Source organism: Amycolatopsis acidicola (genome assembly GCF_007713735.2).
GTDB classification, from domain to species: Bacteria; Actinomycetota; Actinomycetes; order Mycobacteriales; family Pseudonocardiaceae; genus Amycolatopsis_E; species Amycolatopsis_E acidicola.
In genome coordinates this window covers 1-23,879 of record NZ_VMNW02000059.1, presented here as the reverse complement: position 1 = coordinate 23,879, position 23,879 = coordinate 1, and the positions used below count along the sequence as shown (strand labels likewise).

Below are 23,879 nucleotides of genomic sequence, written 5' to 3'. Positions count from 1 at the left end.
GCCGGTGATGGACCTGCCGGGCCAGGGCCGCGCCTAGCGCCAGGATTGCCACGCGGGTAGGAGAACTTCCAGCAGCCCCAACGGGTTTTCGGTGTTGGGGGAGTGGGCGGCGTTCGGGACGAGGGCGAACGGGGCGGTCAGCCGGGCGGCCATGTCCTGTTGCGTCTCGACGCTCCACGCGTCATCGCCTGCGCCCGCGACCACCAGGCGCGGGCGGTCGGCCAGTGCGGCGGCCAGTTCTGGCACCAGGTCGGGCTCGTCGCGCAGGCCTTCGGCCATGCCGAGCAGGCCGAACGGGCTCGACGACGTGAACCTGCGCCGGAAGAAGTCCTTCAGCTCCGTGGGAAGGCTTACCCACGAAGGAAAACGCGCGCTCATCTCCTCGCGCACCGCGTACGCGGGGGCCACGCCCTGGTTACGCAGGAGCGGCTCGCCGACTCCGAGCGCCACGCGGCGTGGACCGTCGGGCAGTGCGGCCGGGCCGCTGTCCATCAAGGTCAGCCCCGCGATCGGCGCGCCCGCGAGCACCGCGGCCCGCGCGACGAGGCCGCCGTAGGAGTGGCCCAGCAAGATGACTGGCTTTCCTTGCCGCGCAAGGAACTCCACCAGCCCGGCCACCACCTTGCCCAAGGGAGCGGGCCGGTACTCCGCCTCGTCCTCCGGGCCCGGCGATTCATACTGTCCGGGCAGATCCACTGCCACCGCTTGAAAACCGGCCTCCGCGATCCCGCCGAGTACCGGCGCGAAGTCCTCTTTGGACCCGGTGTAGCCCGGCACCAGCAGGACGATCGCGGCCGCCTCCGCGGTGCGCAGCGCGGCCAGTTTTCCCGGCAGCTCGACACGTTCCGCGCCGTGTGCGAAGAGCTGACCGGTCATCGCAGCGCGACCAGCGTGTCCCCGCGCTGCTCGAGCAGGACCGGGCCGAGCGAGGACAACCGGACCGGGCCGGTGTAGCCGTGCCTGTCCACGCCGATCGTGCGGATCGTCGAGCCGTCCGACTCGTTCAGCACGGCCAGCCCACCCTGGATCGGCACCACGAGCTGGTGGTCGAACAGCACGCCGGGCCCGAGCGCCGAGCTGAGTGTCCACTTAGGAGTGAGGTTGTCCCTGGCCAGCGCCACGACCTTGGAACCGGTGAACCAGTAGACGTTCGCCGCCGTGCTGGAGGTGACCGGCACGCCGCCCACCGGGTCGTGCGCCAGATCCTCGGCGGGCACGTCCAGCGGGTAGGTGGCGACCTGATTGCCGTCCGAGCCGAACAGCACCAGCTGCCGCTCCTTCGCCATGGCCACGGCGGTGTAGTCGCCGGACATCGCGACGATGCGGCCGGTGGTGCCCGGCAGCAGCTGGCTGTAGCTGACCTGCGGGGAATCGGATTCCTTCGGCACCGCGCGGTAGACCGTGAGCCTGTCGCCGGGGTCTCCCGGGCAGCGCTCGATCACGCCGACGCGGCTGGAGGCCATCGTCATCGAGCCATACGTGCAGCCGACGCGCGGCTGCTTGTCCGGATTCACCAGCGCCGGGACCTTGCCGTACTCGGCCGTCTCGACGAGATCGTCCCGCCAGGTGTTCAGCAGCGTCGGCCCGAAAGCCGTGACGTACGTGCCGTCGGTGGCCAGGCGGGTGCCCAGCTGCGCGCTGCCCGTGCGCTGCGCCGTGCGATGCCCGGTGTCCGCGTCCAACGCGACGACCTCACTGCAGCCGCTCTCGTTGTTCACGCCGTCCTTGCGGTACAACGCCAGCGCGCCCGACCAGGCTTCGCCCACCGTGCACAGCGGCAGGTCACGGCTGTAGCGCCAGCGGACCTGACCGGTGAGCGGATCCCGCCCGTCGACCTCGCCGCCGGACGCGGTGATCACCGCCGTGCTGTCGGCGACCGGGGACGGCGTGGCGCCGCTTGGCGCCTGCCACAGCTCGCTGAGCGTGGCGGGCACAGCCGCGGGCGAAGCGGGCAGCGCCGGACCGGGCTGGGCCGTTTCGGACACCGTGGCCCGGCTTTCGCTGCCGGCCCAGATCAGCACACCGCCCAGCACCACGACCACCGCGATGACCGCCGTGATCGCCCTGTCCCGCGGCCTGTTCCACGGCGAGCGCCTGTCGCGTTTGGGCGCGACGTGACGCTGCGGCGGGCCGGCCGAGATGGTCGCGCCGGCCAGCACGTCTTCCACGCCGATGATCTGGGTGGCCTCGGAATCGTCGCTCGGACGGCGATGCCGCCCACGCGCGGACGACTCCGGTCCCGCACCGTTCTCGGACGGTTCCTCGGGCTCGCTCACCTGACTTCGTCTCCCGGGGGTTCGGCTGCTTCCCGCTCAGTCTGCCGAAGCCGGTGTATCAGCTGCGTTTACCTGGACGCCCGCGCGGCGGCGGCGACGCCGGCGCGCCGGACGCTCCGGGTTCTCGCCCGCCTCGCCACGCTCGGCCGACGGCGCGTTCTCACCGCCGCGTGAGCGGCGACGACGCGGCTTGTCCTCGTCCGTGCCTTCCTGCGCGGCCTTGTCCGCGGCCTCGATGGCCTCGGCCGACGCGGCACCACCACGGGTGCGACGGCGCTTGCGGTTGCGGCTCGCGGGGGTGTCCGAGGAGCGGCGCTGCTTGTTGCGGCCGCCGCCCAGCTTCTCCTCCGGCTCGGCGGCGAGGCCGGCGCGCGTGCGCTTGCCCAGCGGGAGCCTGCCGGTGGCGTCCTCGGGGATGCCGAGGTCGCTGAACAGGTGCTTCGACGTGGAGTACGTCTCGACCGGCTCGGGGATGCCGAGGTTCAGCGTGTCGGAGATCAGCTTCCAGCGCGTTTCCTCGTCCCAGTCGACGAGGGTGATCGCGACGCCCGTCTTGCCCGCGCGGCCGGTGCGGCCGATGCGGTGCACGTACGTCTTCTCGTCCTCCGGGGTCTGGTAGTTGATCACGTGCGTGACGTCGTCCACGTCGATGCCGCGGGCGGCGACGTCGGTGGCGACCAGCACGTCGATCTTGCCGGACCGGAAGGCACGCAACGCCTGCTCGCGGGCGCCCTGGCCGAGGTCACCGTGCACCGCGGCGGCGGCGAACCCGCGCTCGGCGAGGTCGTCGGCCACCTTCTGCGCGGTGCGCTTGGTGCGGGTGAACACCATGGTCAGCCCGCGGTCCGCGGCCTGGAGCACGCGCGCGACCAGTTCGGGCTTGTCGAGCGAGTGCGCCCGGTAGACGAACTGGGTGGTGCGCTCGTGCACCGCGCCGGCGTCGTTCTCCTCGGCGCGGATGTGTGTCGGGCGGTTCAGGAAGGTGCGGGCCAGCGTGATGATCGGGCCCGGCATGGTGGCCGAGAACAGCATGGTCTGCCGCTGCTCGGGGACCATCCCGAGGATGCGCTCGATGTCGGGGAGGAAGCCGAGGTCGAGCATCTCGTCGGCCTCGTCCAGCACCAGCGCGCCGACCTTGCCCAGCACCAGATGGCGCTGCTCGGCCAGGTCGAGGAGCCTGCCGGGGGTGCCGATCACCAGGTCGACGCCCTTGCGGAGCGCGTCGATCTGCTGCTCGTACGGGCGGCCGCCGTAGATCGCCAGCGTGCGCACGCCGAGGTGCTTCGCGGCGTCGGTCAGGTCGTGCGCCACCTGCAGGCACAGCTCACGGGTGGGCACCACGACGAGCGCCTGCGGCGTGCCGTCGCCCGGGGTGGTGATGCGCTGCAGGAGCGGGACGCCGAAGCCCAGCGTCTTGCCCATGCCGGTGCGGGCCTGGCCGATGAGATCGTCGCCTGCCAGCGCGAGCGGCAGGGTCAGCGCCTGGATCGCGAAGGTGCGCTCGATGCCGGCCTCGTTCAGCGCGCGGACGATCTCCGGGCGGACGCCGAACTCGGCGAAGGTCGGGTTCTCGTCCTCGACCTCGGCACCCGCCTGCAGCGGATGCGAGGTGTCGGACTCCGGCAGGCCGCTTTCGCTGTGCTCCAGCGCCACCGGATCGGTTTCTGTTCGGTTGTCGGAAGTGCTCGCGGTCAGTGTGATCGCCTCTCTCGTACCAGCGCACACGGCCTGGTCGGGTCCTGGCACTCGACCGCGGGATCTGGGATTCGCGGGAATGCCGAACAAGAGGCGTGCACGCACACTGTGTTGTTCGTGAGCCGCAACTCCTGCGGCTCGTAGTCCGCTCCGCGTGTTTTCCCAGGTGAGAGGCGCTGTGCCTCAGAGGGGACGCGATAGCTCTGGAGCGGAAGCTCTCGTCTATACAGCATCGAGTGTAGCGGCACCCACCCTGGCCTCGGCATTTCGGTCCGGCGTGTCCACGTGGGATTGGTCTCTTCCAGCTGTGACTAGGCTTCAGGCCTGTGAGCGAAGAGATCAGTGAAGGCGTGGTCGACCTCCTCGGCGTGATCGCCTACGGCGAGCTGTCCGCGTTCGACCGGATGGCCGAGGACGCGCGCACCGCGCCGACCCTGTCCGGCCGGGCGGCGCTCGCGTCGATGGCCGCCGCCGAGATCGGGCACTACGACCAGCTCGCCCGGCATCTCGCCGAGCACGGGGTCATGGTCGAGGACGCGATGTCGCCGTTCGTCGACCACATCGACGCCTGGCACGCGTCCACGGCGCCGAAGACCTGGCTGGAATCGCTGGTCAAGGCCTATGTGGGGGACGGGCTGGCCGCCGATCTCTACCGCGAGGTGGGCAGCTGGCTGGACGAGGAGACGAAGGACCTCGTGCTCACCGTGCTCGCCGACACCGGGCATTCGGCGTTCGCGGAGCGCGAGGTCGCGGCCGGGATCCAGGCGGACCCGAAGAGCAAGGACCGGCTCGCGCTGTGGGGCAGGCGGCTGCTGGGGGAGGCGCTGACCCAGGCGCAGTACGTCGTCGCCGAGCGTGACGGGCTGGCCGAGCTGATCGTGTCCGGTTCGGGGGATCTCTCGGGAATCGCCGGCCTGTTCCGCCGGTTGCAACAGGGGCACACCAAACGGATGCAGAAGCTCGGGCTCGGTTAGCCTGGAGCACGCAGGACTTGGCAACAGGACTAGGCGGAGGTCGCACGTGGAGGTCAAGATCGGCATCAAGGACACCCCTCGTGAGCTGGTGGTGTCCAGTGGCCAGTCGGCCGACGAGGTCGAGGCGCTGGTCGCCGACGCGCTGAAGGCCACCGACGGCGTGTTCCGCCTGACCGACGAGAAGGGGCGCAAGTTCCTCGTCCCGTCCGACCGGATCGCCTACGTGGAGATCGCGCCGACGGACGTGCGCAAGGTCGGGTTCGCCGTCGGGGCGTAGCTCCGGGGAGTTTCACGAGGGGTGTTCGCCACGGGCGGACACCCCTCGCGGCGTTTCCGGGGGCGTGCGTGGAAATGGCTTCGCCAAGCCATTTCCACGCGCCCCGCTCAGCCCGCAAGCTCCGCCAGCGAAGTCGGCACTGTGAAGGGCGGCGTGCTGCTGCCGAGGATCCGGTAGCGGCCCCACGGGTCCGGGTCGGAGATCTCGCCGTGCGCGGAGCCCTCCGGCGTGCGCAGTTCGGCCTTCTTCTTCCGCCCGCCAGCCAGCTCGTGCAGCCCGTCGTGCTTTTGGATGCGGCCGTACCAGCGGTAGTAGCCGTCGATCGGCTGGAAATGGCCCCGCAGTTCGACTTCGACCTCGAACTCGCTGCCCTCGACGAGCAGCGTCGCGGAACCGGTGTAGCCGTCTTCGTCTTCAGCCGGCATCTTTGCCCTCCGTGTGGTCCGGGGCCGCCGACAACAGGACGACCTTGTTCTCCTCCAGCGGCAGGTTCGGGTCGATGACCACGCCCCGCTGCCGGCACAACCCGTCTATCGCGGCCCAGATGATCTGGGTCAGGTACTCCACCACGCTGTCCCGGCTCATCGACCGGCGTTCCAGCCACCATTCACCGGTGTTCTGGACCATCCCGACGATGCCGTACGCCCACGGCTCGGCCGCGCCGGAGTCCATCTCGAACATCCGCATGTAATCGCCCAGCAGCGCGGAAAGCGCGGTCGCGATCAGTTCCTTGTCCTCGGCCACCACGTCCGCGTCGACCGGCTTTTCGAACGAGCCGCGGGCGAGCAGGCGGTAGAGGTTGGGGTGTTCCTCGATCACGCCGAAGAACGCGTCGAGCGCCATCCGGATCCGCGGCACCGGCGCCAGTTCGGCGTTGATCGCCGGGACCAGCCGCGAGAACAACAGCTCCGTGCCGCGCTGGCCGAGCGCGACGTACAGATCGGCTTTGTCCGCGAAATGGCGGTACAGCACGGGTTTCGTCACCCCGGCCGCCACCGCGACGTCCTCCATCGCGAGGTCGGGCCCGTTCTCGTCGAGCGCCTTGAGCGCGGCCTCGACGAACTCCGCCCGGCGGGCCACCCGGTGCTTGCGCCATCGGTCCCGCCGTGCGTCGCCGGTCGCGGCCTCGCCGGCCTTGGGGGTCTTGGCACCACGCTTGACACGATCCGTCACGGCGCTCATGCTACCAAAGGTAACTGTTACCCGAAGTTACACAAACCGGGAGGCGCGATGACGCGGGCACTCGATCCGGGGCGGGAGAAGACCGCCGACCGGCTGCTGAAGTCCTCGGCGAACAAGTTCTACGACCCCGAGGTCGACATCGACTGGGCGGCTCCGCTGCCGGAGAACATGCCGTTCCAGCTGGAACAACGCAGCTCCCTCTACGGGACGCGCCTGTGGGGCCGGATGTCCCAGGAGCAGCGGCTGGAACTCGGCAAGCACGAGCTCGCGAGTATCGCCAGCAACGGCATCTTCTTCGAGGTCCTCCTGATGCAGCTGCTGCTCAAGGAGGTCTACAACTCGGACCCGACGTCACGGCACGCGCAGTACGCGCTGACCGAGATCGCCGACGAATGCCGTCACTCCACCATGTTCGCGCGTTCCGTCGAGGCGGTCGGCGCGCCGGCGTACGGTCCGGTCAGCATCGTGCACCGGCTGGGCAAGCTGCTGCCGACCATCGGCTACGGCCCCGCGCTCTACGGCTCGATCCTGGTGGCGGAGGAGATCCTCGACCGCATCCAGCGCGAGAGCATGGCCGACGACACGATCCAGCCGCTGGTGCGGATGGTCAACCGGATCCACGTGCTCGAGGAGGCCCGGCACGTCACCTTCGCCCGCGAAGAGGTCACCCGCGGCATGGCGAAGCTGTCGAAGGCCGAACTGCCTTACCAGCGCTGGCTGCTCGCCGTGGTCAGCTTCGCGATCACCCGCAGCCTGATCAACCCGGCCGTCTACAAGGCCGTCGGCCTGCGCCCGCGTGAGGCGTGGGAAGCCGCGATGCACAACCCGCACTGGCAGGAGACGATCCGCTGGTCCGGGGAGCGGATCATGGCCTTCCTCGACGAAGCGGGACTCGTCGGCGCGCCGGGGATGCGGTTGTGGCGCAAGTCTTTCCTGCTCGCGAAATGACGAGCACCATCGCGCCGGGCGGGCGCTTCGTGACCACCGACGGCACGGCGTTGCATGTGCGTACATCGGGGCCGGCGCAGGCGGAAACCACGATGGTGCTGGTGCACGCGTGGACCCAGGATCTGACGGAATGGGACCCGATCCTGCCGCTGCTGCCGCCGGACGTCGCGGTGCTGCGCTACGACCACCGCGGGCACGGCGGTTCCATGCCCGCGGCGCCGGGCACGGCCACTCTCGCGCAGCTGGCGGATGACCTCGCCGAACTGATCGCGGCGCGCGCGCCGGAGGGCAGGCTCGTGCTGGTCGGGCATTCCATGGGCGGGATGACGTTGATGGCGCTCGCCGAACGTCACCCGGAGTTGGTCGGGGAGCGGGTCGACGCGGTCGCGTTCATCTCCACCTCCTGTTCCAACATGGACAAGCTCACGCTGGGTTTGCGTGGGGCGGCCGGGCGTGCGGCCATCCGGGTGGACAAGCGGCTCGGAGTGACGCTTTCCCGCTACGGCAAGGAGTATTTGCCGATTCCGGCGGTGCTCGCCAGGCCCGCGACGAAATGGCTGGCGTTCGGGCGGAAGGTGCGGCGTGCCGACGTGCGGGCGATGACGGCGCAGTTCCTGCGCGCGCATCCGGGCAGTGTCGGCGGTTTCCGGGACTCGATGTCCAGGCATGACCGGCGGGCGGCGCTGGCGACGTTGAAGGACAAGCGAAGCGTGGTGCTGGTCGGCGACCGGGACCGGCTCACGCCGGTGTCGCACGCGAAGGTGATCGCGCAGGAGCTGCCGGAAGCGGAGTTCGTGCTGTTCCCCGGCGCCGGGCACGAACTGACGTACGAACGGAGCGAGGCCGTGGCCGCGAGGCTGCGGAAGCTGCTGGAGTGAGGTGGCGTGAAGACGCTGGGGGCGGGACGTTCGCAGACCGGTAGCGAGCGTTCGGGCAGGGGGACGGCCGCGTGCCTTTCCGCCGGAGGGGGCGGGAGGGCACGCGGCCGTTTTGCCCGCGGGAACTCGCGTGTTGGCGTGTTGGCCCCTCCCGTCGGCGTGTTGGCCCTTCCTGCGGGCGTGTTGGCCCCTCCCGGGCGCGTGTTTGCCGCCTCGGTGGCCAAGACGCCAACGGGAGCGGCCAAGACGCGCGGGAGGCGGCGACACGCGCACGGCACGGGCGAACGCGTGCGCGGGCTTGGGGATGCCAACACGCCTGCGGGAGCGGCCAACACGCGCGCGGCGGGGCCGACCTCGCCGACTGGAGTGGCGAACATGCCAGCGGGAGTGGCGAACTCGCTGGCCGGGGTGGCCAACATGCCGACGGGAGCGGCCAAGACGCCAACGGGAGCGGCCAACATGCGCGCGGCGCGTAGCGGTGAACCCGGGGGCGAGCGAGCGGGCGCCGTTACTTTCCGGGCTGCTGCAAGGGGAAGCCGGCGCCGATGCCGCGCCACGCGAGCGTCGCCACGAGGGCGACGGCTTCTTCGCGGCTCATGGTGCTGTGGTGCGCCAGCCAGAACCGGGCGCTCACCTGGCTCAGCCCGACCAAACCGACCGCCAGCAGCCGCGCCTTCGCCTCGTCGAGACCGGCGTCCGAGGTGATCGTCTCGGTGATCGCGTCCACACTCGACGAGGTGGCCCTGTCCACGGCGTCCTGCACCGCGGGCTCGCCACGCAGATCGGACTCGAACACCATCCGGAAGGCGCCGGCGTCGTTGTTCACGAAGTCGAAGAACGCGCCGACCGCCGCCTGCACGCGGAGCTTGTTGTCGGTGGTGGAGGCCAGCGCCTCCTGCACCCGCCCGACGAGCCCGTCGACGTGGCTCTCCAGCAGCGCGATGTAGAGGTCCAGCTTGCCGGGGAAGTGCTGGTACAGCACGGGCTTGGACACGCCGGCCTGCTCGGCGATCTCGTCCATCGCGGCGGCGTGGTACCCGTTCGCCGAGAAAACGCGCTGCGCAGCCGCGAGCAACTGGGCTCGGCGTTCGGTGCGCGGCAGGCGCACACCTCGCTGTTGTGCGTGCGCGGTCTCAGTCATGCTGGTTCCTCCCGGTTCAACCCGTTCGAGATTACTCGCCGGTACCGAGAAGTCGCCAAGCCCCGGGGACGATGTGCATTCTGGATTGATGACGGACACCATCCCCGACACCGGCGCACCGGCCCCGGACACCAGAGCGCCGGTCACGCACGTCCCGCTTTCCGACACCCCGCTGCCCGAACTGGACCCCGCGCTCCCACCGTGGCCGGGCGCGGTGGAAACCGCCGGTGGCGTCAGCCTGCACGTCCGCCGCACGCCCGGCGCGGACGACGCGACCGCCGTCTACGTGCACGGCCTCGGCGGTTCCTCGACGAACTGGACCGACCTGGCGGCCTTGCTGGCGCCGTTCGCCAACGGGATCTCCGTCGACCTGCCCGGGTTCGGGATGTCCGAACCCTTGCCGGACTTCGATTTCAGCCTCGACGCGCACGCCGGCCAGCTCGCCGCCTTCGTCGAGGGCCTCGGCGAGGGCCCGGTGCACCTGGTGGGCAACTCGATGGGCGGCGCGATCGCCCTGCTGATCGCCGCGCGCCGGCCGGAACTTGTGCGCAGCCTCACGGTCATCTCGCCCGCGATGCCCGACCGCAGGCCGGACCCGCGCCGCCTGTCCGACCCGCTGATGGCGCTGGCGTACCTGCCGCTGATCGGCCGCCGCGCGCGCCGCAAGCTGGCGTCCTACGGGCCGCGTGAGCGCGCCGAGCAGGTGATCAAGCTCTGTTTCGCCGACCCGGGCGCGTTCCCGGAGCACCGGCTCGAAGAGCTGACCGAGGAGCACTCCGCGCGGATCGGCATGCGGTGGGCCAACAAGGCGATGGCCGAGAGCACGATGGGGATCTTCCGCACCTGGTTCGCGCGCGGCGCGGCGTCACTGTGGGCGATCGCGCCGAAGGTCTCGGCGCCTTCGCTCGTCGTGTGGGGCACCGAGGACAGGGTGATCTCCGTCCGCCGCGCGGGGCGCACCGCGAAGGTCCTTCAAAAGGGTCGTTTGCTCGTGCTGCCGCGCACCGGCCATGTGGCCCAGATGGAGCGTCCGGTTGCCGTCGCGAAGGCGGTTTTGGGCATGTGGGAGCGGGTTGCGGCGAATGCGTGGTGACCTTCGCGGGGTGAACGGATTTCACTTCCGGACCCGGTGGTCGCCAGGCGCCCGGCCAGGCACCTATGGCACCCTGGGCGCGTGAATCGGGTGACGAACGGTGCGGAAAACGAGGCCCGGCCTCGCCGTTCCGCCGACCCCGGCGAAGAGCGTTACCGGCCCGGCCGCCGTCGCACGAGTGCCGAGCCGCTCAGTGCTTCCTGGAAGCCCGCGCGCCCGGGGCAGCTGGAGCAGGACGCGAAGCAGGCGAGGGAAGCCCGCCGTTCGCGCGGGAAGGTCAAGCGCATCACGAAGGCGTACGGCTGGCGCGTCTACGCGCTGCCTATCCTCGTGGTGATCACCGCGCTCGTGTTGTTCAACACCGTGAACTCCGGCCCGCAGCAAGCGACGAACGCGTCTTCGCAGTCCGAGGACGGCAGCGACAGCGGCCCCGCGGAGCAGCCGGCGGCGCCGGTGAACCTGAACATCCCGACCGCGCCGCTGCCGGACGGGATCGCCTTCACCCAGAGCGGCACCGGCACCTACCACGTGGTGCCGCTGGCCAAGGACGGCACGAGCGGCAAGAAGGTCGGCAACGGCCCGAAGATGTACCACTACACCGTCGAGGTGGAGAACGGCATCGACCCGTCCAGCTACGCGGGTGACGACGCCTGGGCCGCCACCGTCGAGGCCACCCTGTCCAGCCCGCAGAGCTGGATCGGCACCGGCAAGGTTTCGCTGCAGCGCGTGGACGCGAGCTACCCGGACCCGGATTTCCGGGTGAGCCTGACCACCCCGGACACCGACAAGCGGGCCGACGTGTGCGGGTTCGACATCGAGTTCCCGACGTCCTGCTACACCCGCAGCTTCGACCATCGCGTGGTGATCAACCTGGCCCGCTGGGTGCGCGGGGCGCTGGCGTTCGGGTCGGACATGGTGACGTACCGCCAGTACGCGATCAACCACGAGGTCGGGCACGCGCTGGGCAACGGGCACGTCGGCTGCCAGGAGAACGGCGCGCTGGCGCCGGTCATGATGCAGCAGACCTTCGGCGTGAACAACGACTACGTGGCGCAGCTGAACTCGGTGGACCAGTACAACAAGAACGCGGTCGCCGCGGACCACAAGGTGTGCAAGCCGAACGCCTGGCCGGTGCTGAACCAGGGCGACACCCCACCAGGCGGCTAGCGCAACCCCTGTCCACGTATTGGGACACGGGGAAGACTCCGCGTCCGGCGCGCGTTGTGGATACTGGACCTCGCGACAACGCGGACCGCTGGACTATGGAGGAGCCGATGTCAGGCACGCTGCCGCCGCTCGTGGAGCCGGCCGCCGAGCTCACCAAGGAAGAGGTGGCCCGGTACAGCCGGCACCTGATCATCCCGGATGTCGGGATGGACGGGCAGAAACGGCTCAAGAACGCGAAGGTGCTGGTCATCGGTGCCGGCGGGCTCGGCAGCCCCGCGCTGCTCTACCTGGCCGCCGCCGGGGTCGGCACGCTCGGCGTGATCGACTTCGACGTGGTGGACGAGTCGAACCTGCAGCGCCAGGTGATCCACGGCGTGTCCGACGTCGGCAAGCCGAAGGCGGTGTCGGCGAAGGAGTCGATCGCCGAGATCAACCCGTTCGTCGACGTCGTGCTGCACACCGAGCAGCTGACCACGGCGAACGCGCTGGACGTCTTCCGCGGCTACGACCTGATCCTGGACGGCACGGACAACTTCGCCACCCGGTACCTGGTCAACGACGCCGCCGTGCTGCTGGACAAGCCGTACGTGTGGGGCTCGATCTTCCGGTTCGAGGGCCAGGTCAGCGTGTTCTGGGAGAACGCGCCCAACGGCCGTGGCCTCAACTACCGCGACCTGTACCCGGAGGCCCCGCCGCCCGGGATGGTGCCCTCGTGCGCCGAGGGTGGCGTGCTGGGCGTGCTCTGCGCGTCCATCGGTTCGATCATGGTGACCGAGGCGATCAAGCTGATCACCGGGATCGGTGAGCCGCTGCTCGGCCGCCTGATCAGCTACGACGCGCTCGAGATGAAGTACCGCGAGGTCAAGATCCGCAAGGACCCGGAGACCCCGAAGATCACCGAGCTGATCGACTACGAGGCCTTCTGCGGGGTCGTTTCGGACGACGCGCAGGACGCCGCGGCCGGCCACACGATCACCCCGGCCGAGCTGAAGGCCAAGTTCGACGCCGGTGAGAACTTCGAGCTCATCGACGTCCGCGAGCCGCACGAGTACGAGATCGTGAACATCAAGGGCGCCAAGCTGATCCCGAAGGACCGGATCCTCTCCGGCGAGGCGCTCTCCGAGCTGCCGCAGGACAAGCCGATCGTGCTGCACTGCAAGTCCGGTGCCCGCTCCGCGGAGGCGCTGGCGGCGCTGCACCGTGCCGGGTTCAAGGACGCCACCCACCTCGGTGGCGGCGTGCTGGCCTGGGCGAACCAGATCGACAAGTCGCTGCCGACGTACTGATTTTCTGCCGAGATGGCCGATTTTCCGGGCGCAGCCTGGAAAATCGGCCATTCTCGTTCCCGGGAGCGGTAGCCTCGCCAACGTGTCCACCGAGGTGAGCGTTCCGCAGCGGGTGCTGGGGGCGTTCGGTGCGGCGGGGGAGCCCGAGCGCCTGCGCGGCAGTTCCGCGTGGCGTGTCGGCGAGCTCGTGCTGAAGCCGGTACGGGACAGGGCCCGCGCGGTGTGGCTGGCGAACACGCTGGCCAAGCTGGACGTCCCGGATCTGCAGCTGGCCCGCCCGGTGCGCACGACGGACGGGCGCTGGGTGATCGGTGGCTGGTCGGCCAGCCGCTTCCTGCCAGGCCAGCCCGAGCACCGGCACGACGAGATCATGCTGGCCGCGTTGAAGCTCGCGCACGCGCTGGCGGACGTGCCGCGGCCGCCGTTCCTGTCCGGCCGCACGGACAGTGACGCGCTGGCGGACCGGATCGCCTGGGGCGAGGCCGACGTGCCGGTGGACGAGGCCAAGGGCGGCCGCTGGTTCGAAGTGCTCGCCGTGGCGCGAAGACCCGTGCGGCTGCCGGACCAGGTCGTCCCCGGAGACCTCTTCGGCACCGTGCTGTTCGACGGACCGTCCCCACCCGGGATCGTCGACTTCGAGCCGTACTACCGCCCCGCCGAATGGGGTGTCGCGATCGCCGCGGTCGACGCCGTCGCCTGGGGCGACGCCGATCTGGAGTTCCTGCGGCGCTGGTCACATCTGCCGGAGTGGCGCCAGTTGCTGTTGCGGGCCGTGCTGTTCCGGCTCGCGGGCAACGCGCTGGACCCCCGTGCCACCGCGTCCGCCCTGGACGGACTGCGCGCGGCCGCCGCCTGGGTGAGCGAACTGCTCTGAGCGCCGCCTCACCACGCTCGCCAGCGGATTCCCGAGCAATGTCAAACGCCTGAAACATTCCGGCGTTTTCAGGTAACACGCCCTCCTTACCGTCAAAAGCCGGTGCGGGAAGGAGGAATGCGGAATGACGCTGGCGGAGCCGAAGCTCGGAACGGCCACACACTGTCCCTACTGTGCGTTGCAGTGCGCGATGACTGTGACGGGTCACACAGTGGAGCCGCGCGAATTCCCCACCAATGGCGGCGGTCTCTGCCAGAAGGGCTGGACCTCGGGAAGTCTGCTGGGTTCTCCCGCACGCCTGACCACCCCGCTGATCCGGGTCGACGACGAGCTCGTCCCGGCGAGCTGGGACGACGCGCTGGACCTGATCGCGCGACGGCTGACCGAAATCCAGGCACAGCACGGTCCTGACGCGGCCGCGATCTTCGGCGGCGGCGGGCTCACCAACGAAAAGGCTTACCTGCTCGGGAAGTTCGCGCGGATCGCGCTGGGCACCTCGCAGGTGGACTACAACGGCCGGTTCTGCATGTCCTCGGCCGCCGCGGCTGGGAACAAGGCTTTCGGGCTGGATCGCGGGATGCCGTTCCCGCTCACGGATCTGGCGGACGCGGACGTGATCCTGCTGGTGGGGTCGAATCCCGCCGAGACCATGCCGCCGTTCATGCAGCATCTGCGCCGGGCCGCCGACGCGAACGGGCTGGTCGTCGTCGACCCGCGCCGCACCCCGACCGCCGAGCAGGGCAGCCTGCACCTCGCGCCTGCCCCGGGCACGGATCTCGCACTGGCACTGGGAATCCTGCACGCCGTCGTGGCCGACGGGCTGCTCGATAAGTCCTATGTGGACGAACGAACCCGTGGTTTCGACGCGGTGTGGCGGATCGTGGCGCAGTGGTGGCCGGAGCGCGTCGAGCGCGTGACCGGGGTGTCCGCCGCCGACCAGCGCCGGGTGGCCGGGATGCTGGCCAACGCGCGCAACGCCTACATCCTCACCGCGCGTGGCAGTGAACAGCACGCCAGCGGTTCGGACACGGTCAGCGCGTGGATCAACCTGGCGCTGGCGCTGGGACTTCCGGGCCGCGCGGGCTCGGGCTACGGCTGCCTCACCGGGCAGGGCAACGGCCAGGGCGGTCGCGAGCACGGGCAGAAGGCCGACCAGCTGCCGGGCTACCGCAAGATCGACGACCCGGCCGCGCGCGAGTACGTCGCCGGTGTTTGGGGCGTGCCCGCCGAATCGTTGCCGGGGCCCGGCCGCTCCGCGTACGAGCTGCTCGACGCGCTCGGCACCGAGGAAGGCCCGAAGGCGCTGATGGTGTTCGGCAGCAACGTGGTCGTCTCGGCGCCGCGCGCCGGGCACATCGCGGATCGCTTGGCGGCGCTGGACTTTCTGGTGGTCGCGGACCTCGTGCTGTCGGAGACCGCGGCGATGGCGGACGTCGTGCTGCCGGTCACGCAGTGGGCCGAGGAGGACGGCACGATGACCAACCTCGAAGGCCGGGTGCTGCTGCGCCGCCGCGCGGTCGACCCGCCGGCCGGGGTGCGCACCGACCTGTTCGTCCTCAATGGACTGGCGACGCGGCTCGGGCAGCCCGCGCACCGGTTCCCGGACGACGCCGAGACCGTGTTCGCCGAACTGCGGGCGGCGTCGAAGGGCGGCCTCGCCGACTACTCCGGGATCAGCTACGACCGGCTGCGCGCGGGCGAGGCGCTGTACTGGCCGGTGCCCGAAGCCGATCACCCCGGTACGCCAAGGGTTTTCCTGGACCGCTTCGCGCACGCCGACGGCCGCGCCCGCTTCATGCCGGTCGACCACCGGGGCCCGGCCGAGCCGACCGACGCCGAGTTTCCCTTGCAGGCCACCACGGGCCGCGTGCTCCAGCACTACCAATCCGGGGCGCAGACCCGGCGGGTCAAGGAGCTGAACGACGTCGTGCCGGAGGCGTACGTCGAAGTCCACCCGGACACCGCGGCGCGATACGGCCTGGCGGAAGGGGATTGGGCGCGGGTGAGCTCACGCCGGGGGAGTGCGAGCGTGCGCGTCCGCTGCCTGGCTTCGATGCGGCCCGACGTCGTGTTCCTGCCCTTCCATTTCGGCGGCAAGCAGCGCGCCAACCTGCTCACGAATCCCGCGCTGGACCCGTCCAGCCGGATGCCCGAGTTCAAGGTCTGTGCCGTCAACCTCGCGAAGGAACAGTCATGAGCGCCCGCGAAGTGGTCGTGCTCGGCTATGGCATGGCCGGCGCGCGGCTCGCCGACGAGATCCACCGGCGGGATCCCGGATCCGCCAGGGTGAAGCTGACCATCGTCGGCGAGGAACCGCACCACGCCTACAACCGCGTGCTGCTGTCCGCGGTCGTGGCGGGCACGATGTCGCCGGAAATGGTGCGCCTGCACGAAGAAGACTGGGCCGCGCAACGCGGCATCGACCTGCGCGCCGGTGTCACGGCGGTCTCCATCGACCGCGCGAAGCGGTGCGTCGGGCTGAGCGACGGGTCCACTGTGGACTATGACGCGCTCGTGCTGGCCACCGGCAGCAAGCCTTGGCTCCCGCCGATCGAAGGACTCACCCGCGACGACGGCACCCCCGCCGAAGGGGTCGTCACCTTCCGCACGCTCGACGACTGCGACCGCATCCTCGACGCCGCGAAGGTGGGCGCGCCCGTCGCCGTTGTCGGTGGTGGTCTCCTCGGCCTGGAAGCCGCGCGAGGCCTTGCCGGGCGCGGAAACCTGGTCACCGTCGTGCACCCCGGGACGCACGTCATGGAGCGCCAGCTCGACCCCGGCGCCGGTGGCGTGCTCGCGAAAGCCCTTGGCACGCACGGGATCGACTTCCGGCTCGGCACCAGCGCCGCCCGCTACCTGCCCGGTGACGGGCTGAAGCTGGACGACGGCAGCCACGTGCACGCCGACCTCGTCGTGGTGTCCGCCGGGGTGCGCGCGGAAACGGCGCTCGCCGCCGGTGCCGGGCTGGAGACCGACCGCGGCGTGCTGATCGACGACAAGCTGCGCACCAGCGACGGCCGCATCCACGCGATCGGCGACTGCGCGCAGCACCCCGGCACCGTGTCCGGGCTCGTCGAACCCGCGTGGCAGCAGGCCGCCGTGCTCGCCGACCTGCTCACCGGCACCGACGTGTCGGCGCGCTACCACGGCACCCAGGTGGTGACCAAGCTCAAGGCGCGCGGGATCGACCTCACCGCGCTGGGCGAGGCGCACACCGAAGTGAACGACCCGGACGCCGAAGTCCTGTGCCTGACCGACCCGACCCGCGGCCGCTACACGAAGCTCGTCATCCGCGAAGACCGCGTCACCGGAGCGATCCTCCTCGGCGCACCCGACGCGGCCGCGACCATCACCCAGCTCTACGACCGTGGCGTCCCCGTACCCACCGACCGGCTGGCCGTCCTCTTGGGACGGTCGATGCCCGGCGGGGCGCCCACCGCTGCCAGCCCGGCCGACCTGCCCGCCGCCACCGTCGTGTGCCGGTGCAACTCCGTCACCAAGGGGCGGCTGGTCGAGGCGTTCCGGGCCGGGGCGACCGAGGTGACCGAACTGGCCTCCGTGACCAGAGCGACGACCGGCTGTGGCAGCTGCCGTGATGCCGTTTGCGGCATCGCGGACTGGCTCGCGACGACTGCCTGAACGAGGAGCAGCTGATGACCACGACCACGACCGCACGCCGACACTGGATCGAGCACTGGGATCCCGAGGACGAGTCCTTCTGGGCTTCGACCGGGAAGAAGATCGCGAACCGCAACCTGTGGTTCTCGATCCTCACCGAGCACATCGGGTTCTCCATGTGGTCCCTGATGTCCGTGCTGGTGCTGTTCATGGGCACCCCGTACGGCATCTCGGCAGGGGACAAGTTCCTGCTCACCTCCGCCGCGACGCTCGTCGGCTCGTTCGCGCGGATCCCCTACAACTTCGCGGTGGCCAAGTTCGGCGGCCGCAACTGGACGGTCATCAGCGCCTTGCTGTTGCTGATCCCGACCGTGACCGCCGCGTTCGTGATGAAACCCGGCACGTCGTTCGGGGTGTTCCTGCTGCTGGCCGTGCTGTGCGGGTTCGGCGGCGGGAACTTCGCGTCCTCGATGACGAACATCAACACGTTCTTCCCGGAGAAGGCGAAGGGGATGGCGCTCGGCCTCAACGCCGGCGGCGGGAACCTCGGCGTCGCCGTGATCCAGCTGGTCGGCCTGCTGATCATCGCGACGGCTGGCACTTCGGCGCCGCGCCTCATCCTCGCCGTCTACATCCCGCTGATCGTGATCGCCGCCGTCTGCGCCGCGCTGTTCATGGACAACCTGTCCTCGGTGCGCAACGACCGCAAGGGCATGCGCGAGGTGATGAAGGACGCGCACTGCTGGGTCATGTCGTTCCTCTACATCGGCACCTTCGGCTCGTTCATCGGCTACAGCTTCGCCTTCGGGCTGGTGCTGCAGAACCAGTTCGGCCGCACCCCGCTGCAGGCGGCCGCGGTCACGTTCCTCGGCCCGCTGCTGGGTTCGCTTTCGCGGCCGGTGGGCGGGTGGCTCGCCGACCGGCTCGGCGGCGGCCGCGTGACGTTCTGGAACTTCTTCGGCATGGCGGCGCTGACCGTCCTGCTGATCGTGGCGTCGAACGTGAAGTCCCTGGGCTTGTTCACCGCCGCGTTCGTGGTGCTGTTCGTGCTCACCGGGATCGGCAACGGCTCGACGTACAAGATGATCCCGGCGATCTTCAAGGCCAAGGCGAAGGCCGCGATCGCGAGCGGCGCGGACGAGGCGACCGAGCTGCTGCGGGCCCGCAAGCTCTCCGGCGCGCTGATCGGGCTGGCCGGTGCGATCGGCGCGTTCGGCGGTGTGCTGATCAACATCGCCTTCCGGCAGGCGTTCAGCGTCGCGAAGAGCGGGGTTCCGGCGTTCGTCGGCTTCCTCGTCTTCTACGGGCTGTGCTTCGTCGTCACCTGGGCCGTGTACCTGCGCAAGTCCGCCGCTCCGGTGAGCGAACGCGGGCTCGCGCTGGCCGGCGCCCAGGTCTGAGTGTAAAACCCCGAGGAGGAACGAAGATGACGCGCACGCTGGTCGTCGTCGGGCACGGCATGGTGGGCCACCGGCTCGTGGAGGCACTGCGGGCCGAGGACAGCGGGAACACCTGGCGGGTGGTCGTCCTCGGCGAGGAACCCCGCGCCGCGTACGACCGCGTCGCCCTGACGTCCTATGTGGACGGATGGGACGCGGACGCGCTTTCGCTGGAAGGCTCGGCGTACACCGGTGACCCGCAGGTGGAACTCCGGTTGAACGACCCGGTCACCGGCATCGACCGCGCCGCCAAGAAGGTGACCACTGCGTCCGGGCACAGCGTGTCCTACGACGCGCTGGTGCTCGCGACCGGCTCGCGGCCCTTCGTTCCTCCCGTTCCGGGGCACGACCTGCCGGGCTGCTTCGTCTACCGCACGATCGAGGACCTGGACGCGATCCGCGCAGCCGTCGAACACGCGAAGGAGACCAAGCGGGGGCGTGCCGCCGCCATGGTCGTCGGTGGTGGCCTGCTCGGGCTGGAAGCCGCGAAGGCGTTGCGGGACATGGGGCTCTCGCCGCACGTGGTCGAGATGGCCCCGCGGCTGATGCCGATCCAGGTGGACGACGGCGGTGGCAACCTGTTGCGCAAGCTGGTGACCGAGCTGGATCTGACCGTCCACACGGGAACGTCCTCGGAGAAGATCGAGCGGGATCGCGGGCGGCTGTTCACGAAGCTCACCAACGGCACCGAGCTGGACCTGGACCTGATCGTGTTCTCCGCCGGAGTCCGGCCGCGCGACGATCTGGCGCGCCAGTCCGGTTTGGACGTCGGCGAGCGCGGCGGGATCTTGGTCGATCTTTCCTGCCGTACCAGCGATCCCGACGTGTACGCGATCGGTGAGTGCGCGGCGGTGGAAGGCCGCTGCTACGGGCTCGTCGCCCCGGGCTACACGATGGCCGAGATCGTGGCCGCGCAGCTGCTCGGCAAGGCGGGCGAGTTCCCCGGCGCCGACATGTCCACGAAGCTCAAGCTGATGGGCGTGGACGTGGCCAGCTTCGGCGACGCGCACGCCGCGACCGAGGGTTCGCTGGAGGTCGTGCTCGCCGACGCGGTTTCGGGGTACTACAAGAAGCTCGTGGTCTCCGACGACGGCACGCTGCTCGGCGGGATCCTGGTCGGGGATGCCAGCGCCTACAACCTGTTGCGGCCCTTGGTCGGCAGCAAGCTGCCCGCCGACCCGGCGGCGATGCTGGCGCCCGAAGGCGGCGCGTCGGTGGGCGTCGACGCGCTGCCCGACGAGGCGCAGGTGTGTTCCTGCAACAACGTCACCAAGGGCGCGATCACCTGCGCGATCACCGAACAGGGCTGCGACAGCGTGGCGGCGATCAAGGGCTGCACCAAGGCGGGCACCACGTGCGGGTCCTGCGTGCCGATGCTGTCGAAGCTGCTCGACGCGTGCGGCGTGGAGCAGTCGAAGGCGGTCTGCGAGCACTTCTCGTACTCGCGGGCGGAGTTGTTCCAGATCATCAAGGCGACCCGGATCACCACGTTCGGCGAGCTGATCGCCAAGCACGGCACCGGATCCGGCTGCGCGCTGTGCAAACCGGCGGTCGCGTCGATCCTGGCCACGATCGGCACCACGGACGGCGAGGGCGGGCACATCCTCGACGGCGAGCAGGCTTCGCTGCAGGACACCAACGACCACTTCCTGGCGAACATGCAGCGCAACGGGACCTACTCGATCGTGCCGCGCGTGCCGGGCGGGGAGATCACCCCGGCGAAGCTGAAGGTGATCGCGGAGGTGGCCGACGAGTTCGGCCTGTACACCAAGATCACCGGCGCGCAGCGGATCGACATGTTCGGCGCCACGGTCGACCAGCTGCCGTTCATCTGGAAGCGGCTGGTGGATGCGGGGATGGAATCCGGGCACGCGTACGGGAAGGCGTTGCGCACGGTCAAGTCGTGCGTCGGTTCCACGTGGTGCCGTTACGGGGTGCAGGACAGCGTCGGGATGGCCGTCGAACTGGAGCTGCGGTACCGCGGGCTGCGGTCGCCGCACAAGCTCAAGTCCGGGGTTTCCGGCTGTGCCAGGGAATGCGCCGAGGCGCGCAGCAAGGACTTCGGCGTGATCGCGACCGAAAAGGGCTGGAACCTCTACGTCGGCGGGAACGGTGGCGCGCTGCCGCGGCACGCGGAGCTGCTGGCGTCCGATGTGGACTCCGAAACGCTGATCCGTTACATCGACCGGTTCCTGATGTTCTACGTGCGCACGGCCGACCGGCTGCAGCGCACGGCGCCGTGGATCGAGGAGATGGAAGGCGGGCTCGACCATTTGCGTGCGGTTGTCGTGGAGGACAAGCTCGGCATCTGCGACGAACTGGACGCCGCGATGGCCAAGCACGTGGAGAACTACGCCGACGAATGGCGCGGCGTGCTGGAGGACCCGGAGAAGCTGGCGCGGTTCACGTCCTTCGTGAACGCTCCCGGCGCGCCCGACCCGACGATCTCGTTCCGGACGGAGCGGGAGCAGAAAGTGCCCGTCCTGCTGGGTGTTCCGGAGGTGGTTGCGCGATGACGACGGTGGAGGAGCAGCTGATGGTGTGCGCGGCGGACCGGCTCATCCCCGGCCGCGGGGTCGCGGTGCTGTTGCCGGACGGCAGGCAGGTGGCGGTGTTCCGGACCACGGACGACGAGTACTACGGGTTGTCCAATGTGGATCCGTTCGCGCGCGCGGCGGTGCTGTCGCGGGGAATCGTCGGGGACAGCGGCGGTGTGCCCACCGTGGCTTCGCCGTTGCTCAAACAGCGGTTCGACCTGCGCACGGGCATCTGCCTCGACGACGAGTCGGTGCGCATCCGCACCTATGAGGTCACGGTTATCGACGGTGTGGTGCACGTTCGCCCATGAGGACTGCTTGCAGGTCCGAATCATCCAGCACCATGTCGGCCGACGTGGGGGCGCTGTCGCGGCTTGCCGCGTCCGTTGAGGAGGCCGCATGACAGACATCCCGCCCCTGGCCGGCTTCGCTGTCGGCATCACCGCCGCCCGGCGCGCCGACGAGCTCGGCGCGCTGCTGGTGCGCAAGGGTGCGACGGTGCGGTACGGTCCGGCGATCCGGATCGTGCCGCTGTCCGACGACACGGAGCTGCATGCCGCCACCGCGAGACTGCTCGAGGAACCGGTGGATGCCGTGGTGGCCACCACCGGCATCGGCTTCCGTGGCTGGATCGAAGCGGCCGAGGGGTGGGGCCTTGGCGAGGAACTCCTGACAGGACTGGAAAAAGCGACCCTGCTCGCCCGTGGCCCGAAGGCACGCGGCGCGATCCGCGCGGCCGGGCTGGCGGAACGGTACTCGCCTGCCTCGGAGTCCAACGCGGAGCTGTTGCAGCATCTGCTGGAGTCCGGAGTGGAGGGGCAGCGGATCGCGGTGCAACTGCACGGCGAACCGCTGCCGTACTTCGTGGATTCGTTGCGGGACGCCGGTGCCGAGGTGATCGAGGTGCCGGTGTACCGCTGGGTCGGTCCCGCCGATCCGGGGCCGCTGGACAAGCTGGTGGACGCGGTACTGGACGGGGCGATCGACGCGTTGCCGTTCACCAGCGCGCCCGCGGCGGCGAGCATGCTCGCGATGGCGAGGCGAACCGGACGGCAGGCGGCGCTCGTCGACGCGCTCACTCGGCGCGTGCTGGTGGCCTGCGTCGGTCCGATCACGGCGGCCCCCCTCGCCGCGCTCGGCATTCCCACGGTGCAGCCCGCCCGGGCGCGGATCGGGGCGCTGGCGCGGACGGTGGCGGAGGAGCTGATGGAGCGCTCACCACGGTTGCGGGTGGCCGGGCGGGAGGTCGAGCTGCGCGGCCAAGCGGCCATTGTGGACGGTCAGCTGTGCGAGGTCGCGCCCGCGCCGATGGCGGTGCTGCGCGCGCTCGCGGTCGAGCCGGGGCGCGTGGTGTCGCGGCGTGAGCTGAGGGCGGCGCTGCCGAGCGGAGGGGAGGAGCACGCGGTGGAGACGGCGATCGGGCGGCTGCGGACTTCCCTGGGGGAAGGGAAGTTCGTGCAGACCGTGGTGAAGCGCGGGTACCGGCTGGCGGTGGAACGATGATCATCCTGACCGCGCACGGCACCCGCGATCCGGCGGGTCCGCGGGTGATCGAGGGGCTGGCCTCGCTTGTCCGCGCTTCGGGCGTGCCCGTGCGGGTCGCGTATGCCGATGTGCGGCAGCCGGATCTGACGAGCGTGCTTCGTTCGGTGCCGGGGCGCCAGGCCGTGGTCATTCCGGCGTTCCTGGCGTCGGGGTACCACGTGCGCACGGACATCCCGGCGCAGATCGCGGCCGCCGGGCACCCGGACGTCGTGCTCGCCCGCGCGTTCGGCCCGGCGCCGGAGCTGGTGGACGCGATGTGGGACAGGCTTCGATCGGCGGGTTACCGCGATGGTGACTCGGTGGTCCTGGCCGCGGCGGGCTCGAGCGACCCGCGCGCCCTGGCGGAGGTCCGCGCGGCGGCCCACGCCTTGGCGACGCGCGTGGGCAGCCCCGTGCGCATCGGGTACGCCGCCACGGCCCGGCCTTCGGTGGCCGAGGCAGTGGCGGGAACGCGCGGACGCGTGGCCGTCGCTTCTTGGCTGCTCGCGCCAGGCCTCTTCCAGCGCCGACTGGACGACGCGGGAGCCGACGTCGTCGCGGAGCCGCTGGGCATGCACCCCGGCGTGGTGGACCTGGTGCTGCGGCGATACCAGGAAGCGCTGGCTCAGCTGGTGGCGGCTTAGCCCTAAGCCCCGGACGAGTCGGCGCGGTGCCTCAGCCTCTTGCCGGAGGCTGGAGACGCCCGTTCCTCACCCGATCTTCACGACTCACAGCTGGCTCGTAGGTTCCCCACACGGGCTTCCCAGGCAGCGGGACGAAAGTCGTAGACGTCAGCGACTCAGACGCCCAGAGGAAGATCCCGATGACGTTCGAACCGGCGCAGCGCGATCCGCGTGAAGCGAATGCACCGACCGAGAGTTTCGTGACCCCCAGCGGGCCGGCTACCCAGCAGCCGGCCGGGCAGGGTGGGGCGGCCACGGCCACCGCAGCCCCCACGGCGCCGCCCGCC

Annotated in this window: 21 protein-coding genes; 15 read left to right on the top strand and 6 right to left on the bottom strand. The window is 70.3% G+C overall.

What is annotated here, in order from left to right; all coding sequences use genetic code 11:
* Nucleotides 1-33: 33 nt before the first annotated feature.
* From FPZ12_RS30355 to FPZ12_RS30345, 3 genes are read right to left on the bottom strand one after another with little or no spacing between them, the layout of a single operon-like run.
* Complete coding sequence (locus FPZ12_RS30355; RefSeq protein WP_144759908.1) at nucleotides 34-876, bottom strand: alpha/beta fold hydrolase; 843 nt, start codon at nucleotides 874-876, stop codon at nucleotides 34-36.
* The gene (locus tag FPZ12_RS30350) at nucleotides 873-2,276 is read right to left on the bottom strand and encodes an Rv3212 family protein (RefSeq protein WP_144759911.1); all 1,404 of its coding nucleotides are present in this window, start codon (nucleotides 2,274-2,276) and stop codon (nucleotides 873-875) included. Before FPZ12_RS30350 ends, FPZ12_RS30355 begins: the two co-directional genes overlap by 4 nt.
* Before the next feature lie 36 nt (nucleotides 2,277-2,312).
* The gene (locus tag FPZ12_RS30345) at nucleotides 2,313-3,929 is read right to left on the bottom strand and encodes a DEAD/DEAH box helicase (RefSeq protein ID WP_243770100.1); all 1,617 of its coding nucleotides are present in this window, start codon (nucleotides 3,927-3,929) and stop codon (nucleotides 2,313-2,315) included.
* A 368-nt stretch (nucleotides 3,930-4,297) separates the two neighbouring features.
* On the opposite strand from FPZ12_RS30345, the gene FPZ12_RS30340 reads away from it, so the two are divergent.
* Both FPZ12_RS30340 and FPZ12_RS30335 read left to right on the top strand, forming a co-directional pair.
* Nucleotides 4,298-4,945 carry a ferritin-like fold-containing protein gene (locus FPZ12_RS30340; protein ID WP_144759914.1) on the top strand — a complete coding sequence of 216 codons (648 nt, stop codon included), beginning with the start codon at nucleotides 4,298-4,300 and terminating at the stop codon, nucleotides 4,943-4,945.
* A gap of 46 nt (nucleotides 4,946-4,991) precedes the next feature.
* Complete coding sequence (locus FPZ12_RS30335; protein ID WP_144759917.1) at nucleotides 4,992-5,222, top strand: DUF3107 domain-containing protein; 231 nt, start codon at nucleotides 4,992-4,994, stop codon at nucleotides 5,220-5,222.
* 107 nt (nucleotides 5,223-5,329) lie between these two features.
* On the opposite strand, the gene FPZ12_RS30330 is transcribed toward FPZ12_RS30335, so the two are convergent.
* Nucleotides 5,330-5,647 (bottom strand): DUF4873 domain-containing protein, encoded by a 318-nt coding sequence (locus FPZ12_RS30330; RefSeq protein ID WP_144759919.1) that lies wholly within the window; start codon nucleotides 5,645-5,647, stop codon nucleotides 5,330-5,332.
* The gene (locus FPZ12_RS30325) at nucleotides 5,637-6,404 is read right to left on the bottom strand and encodes a TetR/AcrR family transcriptional regulator (RefSeq protein ID WP_144759921.1); all 768 of its coding nucleotides are present in this window, start codon (nucleotides 6,402-6,404) and stop codon (nucleotides 5,637-5,639) included. Before FPZ12_RS30325 ends, FPZ12_RS30330 begins: the two co-directional genes overlap by 11 nt.
* Nucleotides 6,405-6,452: 48 nt before the next feature.
* Between FPZ12_RS30325 and FPZ12_RS30320 the strand changes: the two genes are divergently transcribed.
* The gene (locus tag FPZ12_RS30320; RefSeq protein ID WP_144759924.1) at nucleotides 6,453-7,352 is read left to right on the top strand and encodes an AurF N-oxygenase family protein; all 900 of its coding nucleotides are present in this window, start codon (nucleotides 6,453-6,455) and stop codon (nucleotides 7,350-7,352) included.
* A complete protein-coding gene (locus FPZ12_RS30315; protein ID WP_144759927.1) occupies nucleotides 7,349-8,230 on the top strand; it encodes an alpha/beta fold hydrolase in 882 nt (293 codons plus the stop codon). Before FPZ12_RS30320 ends, FPZ12_RS30315 begins: the two co-directional genes overlap by 4 nt.
* A 508-nt stretch (nucleotides 8,231-8,738) precedes the next feature.
* On the opposite strand, the gene FPZ12_RS30310 is transcribed toward FPZ12_RS30315, so the two are convergent.
* On the bottom strand, nucleotides 8,739-9,371 hold the full coding sequence (locus tag FPZ12_RS30310) for a TetR/AcrR family transcriptional regulator (RefSeq protein WP_144759930.1): 633 nt from the start codon (nucleotides 9,369-9,371) through the stop codon (nucleotides 8,739-8,741).
* A gap of 88 nt (nucleotides 9,372-9,459) precedes the next feature.
* Between FPZ12_RS30310 and FPZ12_RS30305 the strand changes: the two genes are divergently transcribed.
* From FPZ12_RS30305 to FPZ12_RS30255, 11 genes are all read left to right on the top strand, one after another.
* Entirely contained in the window at nucleotides 9,460-10,464 is a 1,005-nt protein-coding gene (locus FPZ12_RS30305) for an alpha/beta fold hydrolase (RefSeq protein ID WP_144759933.1), read from the top strand.
* Nucleotides 10,465-10,554: 90 nt separating this feature from the next.
* Nucleotides 10,555-11,631: a DUF3152 domain-containing protein gene (locus FPZ12_RS30300; RefSeq protein ID WP_243770103.1), complete on the top strand. Its 1,077-nt coding sequence runs from the start codon at nucleotides 10,555-10,557 to the stop codon at nucleotides 11,629-11,631.
* Between the two features lie 107 nt (nucleotides 11,632-11,738).
* Nucleotides 11,739-12,917, top strand: a complete 1,179-nt coding sequence (gene moeZ / locus FPZ12_RS30295; protein ID WP_150980562.1) for an adenylyltransferase/sulfurtransferase MoeZ — start codon at nucleotides 11,739-11,741, stop codon at nucleotides 12,915-12,917.
* An 82-nt stretch (nucleotides 12,918-12,999) separates the two neighbouring features.
* Nucleotides 13,000-13,791 (top strand): TIGR02569 family protein, encoded by a 792-nt coding sequence (locus tag FPZ12_RS30290; protein ID WP_166462960.1) that lies wholly within the window; start codon nucleotides 13,000-13,002, stop codon nucleotides 13,789-13,791.
* Nucleotides 13,792-13,915: 124 nt separating this feature from the next.
* On the top strand, nucleotides 13,916-15,988 hold the full coding sequence (locus FPZ12_RS30285; protein WP_144760675.1) for a molybdopterin oxidoreductase family protein: 2,073 nt from the start codon (nucleotides 13,916-13,918) through the stop codon (nucleotides 15,986-15,988).
* On the top strand, nucleotides 15,985-17,430 hold the full coding sequence (locus FPZ12_RS30280) for an FAD-dependent oxidoreductase (protein ID WP_144760678.1): 1,446 nt from the start codon (nucleotides 15,985-15,987) through the stop codon (nucleotides 17,428-17,430). The genes FPZ12_RS30285 and FPZ12_RS30280 overlap by 4 nt, the downstream gene beginning before the upstream one ends.
* A 14-nt stretch (nucleotides 17,431-17,444) precedes the next feature.
* Nucleotides 17,445-18,809 carry a nitrate/nitrite transporter gene (locus FPZ12_RS30275; RefSeq protein ID WP_144760681.1) on the top strand — a complete coding sequence of 455 codons (1,365 nt, stop codon included), beginning with the start codon at nucleotides 17,445-17,447 and terminating at the stop codon, nucleotides 18,807-18,809.
* Between the two features lie 26 nt (nucleotides 18,810-18,835).
* The gene (gene nirB / locus FPZ12_RS30270) at nucleotides 18,836-21,364 is read left to right on the top strand and encodes a nitrite reductase large subunit NirB (protein ID WP_144760684.1); all 2,529 of its coding nucleotides are present in this window, start codon (nucleotides 18,836-18,838) and stop codon (nucleotides 21,362-21,364) included.
* On the top strand, nucleotides 21,361-21,696 hold the full coding sequence (gene nirD, locus FPZ12_RS30265) for a nitrite reductase small subunit NirD (RefSeq protein WP_144760688.1): 336 nt from the start codon (nucleotides 21,361-21,363) through the stop codon (nucleotides 21,694-21,696). Before nirB ends, nirD begins: the two co-directional genes overlap by 4 nt.
* An 88-nt stretch (nucleotides 21,697-21,784) precedes the next feature.
* The gene (locus FPZ12_RS30260) at nucleotides 21,785-22,888 is read left to right on the top strand and encodes a uroporphyrinogen-III synthase (RefSeq protein WP_144760691.1); all 1,104 of its coding nucleotides are present in this window, start codon (nucleotides 21,785-21,787) and stop codon (nucleotides 22,886-22,888) included.
* Complete coding sequence (locus tag FPZ12_RS30255) at nucleotides 22,885-23,553, top strand: sirohydrochlorin chelatase (protein WP_144760694.1); 669 nt, start codon at nucleotides 22,885-22,887, stop codon at nucleotides 23,551-23,553. Before FPZ12_RS30260 ends, FPZ12_RS30255 begins: the two co-directional genes overlap by 4 nt.
* The last annotated feature ends 326 nt before the right edge of the window (nucleotides 23,554-23,879 follow it).

Coding starts and splice junctions, on each gene's coding strand:
- FPZ12_RS30285 (WP_144760675.1), top strand. CDS start 13,916: ATGACGCTGGCGGAGCCGAAGCTCGGAACGGCCACACACTGTCCCTAC.
- FPZ12_RS30320 (WP_144759924.1), top strand. CDS start 6,453: ATGACGCGGGCACTCGATCCGGGGCGGGAGAAGACCGCCGACCGGCTG.
- FPZ12_RS30325 (WP_144759921.1), bottom strand. CDS start 6,404: ATGAGCGCCGTGACGGATCGTGTCAAGCGTGGTGCCAAGACCCCCAAG.
- FPZ12_RS30305 (WP_144759933.1), top strand. CDS start 9,460: ATGACGGACACCATCCCCGACACCGGCGCACCGGCCCCGGACACCAGA.
- FPZ12_RS30275 (WP_144760681.1), top strand. CDS start 17,445: ATGACCACGACCACGACCGCACGCCGACACTGGATCGAGCACTGGGAT.
- FPZ12_RS30255 (WP_144760694.1), top strand. CDS start 22,885: ATGATCATCCTGACCGCGCACGGCACCCGCGATCCGGCGGGTCCGCGG.
- FPZ12_RS30280 (WP_144760678.1), top strand. CDS start 15,985: ATGAGCGCCCGCGAAGTGGTCGTGCTCGGCTATGGCATGGCCGGCGCG.
- moeZ (WP_150980562.1), top strand. CDS start 11,739: ATGTCAGGCACGCTGCCGCCGCTCGTGGAGCCGGCCGCCGAGCTCACC.
- FPZ12_RS30260 (WP_144760691.1), top strand. CDS start 21,785: ATGACAGACATCCCGCCCCTGGCCGGCTTCGCTGTCGGCATCACCGCC.
- nirB (WP_144760684.1), top strand. CDS start 18,836: ATGACGCGCACGCTGGTCGTCGTCGGGCACGGCATGGTGGGCCACCGG.
- FPZ12_RS30355 (WP_144759908.1), bottom strand. CDS start 876: ATGACCGGTCAGCTCTTCGCACACGGCGCGGAACGTGTCGAGCTGCCG.
- FPZ12_RS30310 (WP_144759930.1), bottom strand. CDS start 9,371: ATGACTGAGACCGCGCACGCACAACAGCGAGGTGTGCGCCTGCCGCGC.
- FPZ12_RS30315 (WP_144759927.1), top strand. CDS start 7,349: ATGACGAGCACCATCGCGCCGGGCGGGCGCTTCGTGACCACCGACGGC.
- FPZ12_RS30330 (WP_144759919.1), bottom strand. CDS start 5,647: ATGCCGGCTGAAGACGAAGACGGCTACACCGGTTCCGCGACGCTGCTC.
- nirD (WP_144760688.1), top strand. CDS start 21,361: ATGACGACGGTGGAGGAGCAGCTGATGGTGTGCGCGGCGGACCGGCTC.